This is a genomic window from Humidesulfovibrio sp. (assembly GCF_035560995.1).
Taxonomy (GTDB): domain Bacteria; phylum Desulfobacterota; class Desulfovibrionia; order Desulfovibrionales; family Desulfovibrionaceae; genus Humidesulfovibrio.
The window spans coordinates 1-2,480 of the sequence record NZ_DATMYK010000084.1 but is presented as its reverse complement, the minus strand read 5'-3'; the positions used below and the strand labels follow the sequence as shown (position 1 = coordinate 2,480).

Annotated in this window: 4 protein-coding genes; 2 read left to right on the top strand and 2 right to left on the bottom strand. The window is 65.4% G+C overall.

Annotation, left to right across the window (positions count from 1 at the left end; translation table 11 throughout):
- Together VN419_RS03155 and VN419_RS03150 are read left to right on the top strand one after the other, a co-directional pair.
- Window positions 1-768, top strand: a 768-nt coding sequence (locus VN419_RS03155) for a nitronate monooxygenase family protein (protein WP_325644358.1), incomplete at its 5' end; no start/stop codon positions are given.
- A gap of 30 nt (window positions 769-798) precedes the next feature.
- A complete protein-coding gene (locus VN419_RS03150; protein ID WP_325644356.1) occupies window positions 799-1,308 on the top strand; it encodes a peptidylprolyl isomerase in 510 nt (169 codons plus the stop codon).
- Window positions 1,309-1,447: 139 nt separating this feature from the next.
- On the opposite strand, the gene VN419_RS03145 is transcribed toward VN419_RS03150, so the two are convergent.
- Together VN419_RS03145 and VN419_RS03140 are read right to left on the bottom strand one after the other, a co-directional pair.
- On the bottom strand, window positions 1,448-1,903 hold the full coding sequence (locus VN419_RS03145; protein WP_325644355.1) for a DUF523 domain-containing protein: 456 nt from the start codon (window positions 1,901-1,903) through the stop codon (window positions 1,448-1,450).
- The coding region (locus VN419_RS03140) for a tyrosine-type recombinase/integrase (RefSeq protein ID WP_325644353.1) at window positions 1,900-2,480 on the bottom strand (581 nt) is incomplete at its 5' end. The genes VN419_RS03140 and VN419_RS03145, both read right to left, overlap by 4 nt.

Sequence of the window (2,480 nt, the reverse complement as noted above, 5' to 3'; positions counted from 1 at the left end):
GACCTGCCCAAGTACCTGCGCGAGGCCGACCTTTCCGAAAAGGCCCGCACCAAGCTGGTGCCCATCGTGTCCTCCGGCCGTGCGGCGGCGGTTTTGTGCAAGAAATGGCTCATGCACTACAATTACCTGCCCGACGGTTTTGTGGTGGAAGGCCCCAAGGCGGGCGGCCACCTGGGCTTCAAGCCCGACGAGATCGACAACCCCGACTTCCAGCTGGAAAAAATTCTGCCTGAGGTCGTGGACGCGGTGAGGCCCTTCGAAATCGAGTCCGGCCGCCGCATCCCGGTCATCGCCGCGGGCGGCATCTACACCGGGGGCGACATCGCCCGTTACCTCGAGATGGGCGCCTCCGGCGTGCAGATGGGCACCCGCTTCGTGGCCACCCACGAGTGCGACGCCGACCAGGCCTTCAAGGAGGCCTTCGTCAACGCCCGGCGCGAGGACGTCACGGTCATCAAGAGCCCTGTCGGTATGCCCGGCCGCGCCATCTTCAACGAGTTCCTCCTGGCCGTGCGCGAGGGCCGCAAGAAGCCCTTCAAATGCCCCTTCCACTGCATCAAGAGCTGCGACTTCACCACCACGCCCTACTGCATCTCCCAGGCCCTGGTGAGCGCCAAGAAGGGCATCCTGAAGCACGGCTTCGCCTTCTGCGGCGAAAACGTCTGGCGCGTGGACAAGATCACCAGCGTGAAGGAGCTCGTGGGCGGGCTCAAGCAGGAGTTCGACGAGTTCTGGACCCAGAAGAAAGCCCAGTTCGCCAATAAATAAGCCGGTATTCCGGCAGAAGCAGGAGAAAGAATGAGCAATCCCACCGTTCTGATCGAGACCCCCATGGGCGAGATGCTTGTTGAGCTCTGGCCCGACAAGGCCCCGGAGACCGTCGCCAACTTCCTCGCCTATGTGGACGAGGAATTCTACGACGGGCTGATCTTCCACCGCGTGATCAAGAACTTCATGATCCAGGGCGGCGGCATGGACATGATGATGCGCGAAAAGAAGAACAAGGCGCCCATCAAGAACGAGGCCCGGGCCGACACGCCCAACGAGGCATACACCCTGGCCATGGCCCGCACCATGGACCCGCACAGCGCCACCAGCCAGTTCTTCATCAACGTGAAGGACAACGACTTCCTGAACTTCACCGCCCCTACGGCCCAGGGCTACGGCTACGCCGTGTTCGGCAAGGTGACCGAGGGGCAGGATGTGGCCATGAAACTCAGCACCGTGCGCACCAAGAACTACCTTGGCCACAGCGACGTGCCCTCCGACCCCATCACCATCATCAGCATCCGCCGCTTCGAAGTGTAAGCGGACGCTGGACCGAAAACGACACGCGGCGCGCCCATCTGGGTGCGCCGCTTTTTTTGCGCTTGAAATTCACGCTCACGCCGCAATCACCCGCCCGCGTGCCCCGCCGGGCGCAGATCATCACGTCGCCGCAGTGTGCTTACTGGCCAGGCAGCTCCTGCTCACTGCACACGGCCACGCCATTCTCCTTCAGCAGGGCGGCAAAAAGCCCATTCCCTGGCACAAGTCTGCCGGAGAAACTGCCGTCGTACACCTGCCCGCAACCGCAGGAAGGCGAGCGCGACTTCAGAATGGCCCGCGCGCAGCCATGCTTGCGGCAGATACCGAGCGCCCGCCGCGCCCCGGCCAGAAAGGCCTCGGTGTGATCCGCGCCGGAGGCCCCGATGGCCCGGCCTTTCCGCAGCTCCATGGGCTCGCGCGGAACCGGCAGCCCGCCCAGCGCCTCCGGGCAGACAAGCACCGCCCGGCCCTGCCCCACCAGCGCCAGCACAGCCGGATGCGGGGCTGCCGTGGCGTTGTAGCGGCAGGCGCGGCCAGCCAGGCAGGCGCTCACCAGCACCAGGCCTGCAGCAGAATTCTGTGGCTTTACTGTCATTTTACCCTTCTCTTTGGCTTTGAGCCCGCAGCCGGGCCGTCCGCAGCCTCCGACTGGTTGACCTGATCGGCCTTGGCGGGCTGCTCCGAATATGGGTGCGCCTTGTCGTACACTTCCATGATGCGCCGCAGATCCAGGTGCGTGTAGCGTTCCGTGGTGGAGAGCCGCGAATGGCCGAGCATCTCCTGCACGCTTCGCAGGTCGGCCCCGGCCTGCAAAAGGTGCGAGGCGAAGCTGTGCCGCAGGGTGTGCGGGTGCACGTTCTGCCCCACTCCGGCCAGCTCCGCCAGCCGGGAAATAATGCGCTGGGCCTCGCGCCGGGAAAGCGGCCCGCCCCGCGCGCCCAGGAACAGGGCTGGCTGGGTGTCGGTGTCACCCGGGGTGAGGCCCGCGCGTTCGTCCAGGTACTCCACCAGGCGCAGTTTGGCCGCCTCGCTCAAGGGAGCCAAGCGCTCCTTGCCGCCCTTGCCGCGCACGCGCACAAAGCCTCGGTCCGCGCGCACGTCGTCCACGGTAAGGGAAAGCGCCTCGCTGATGCGCAGGCCCGAGCCGTACAGGAGCTCGGCCAGGGCCAGAT

Bases quoted from the DNA above. Each gene is read 5' to 3' on its own strand.
- VN419_RS03150 (WP_325644356.1), top strand. From the start codon at position 799: ATGAGCAATCCCACCGTTCTGATCGAGACCCCCATGGGCGAGATGCTT.
- VN419_RS03145 (WP_325644355.1), bottom strand. From the start codon at position 1,903: ATGACAGTAAAGCCACAGAATTCTGCTGCAGGCCTGGTGCTGGTGAGC.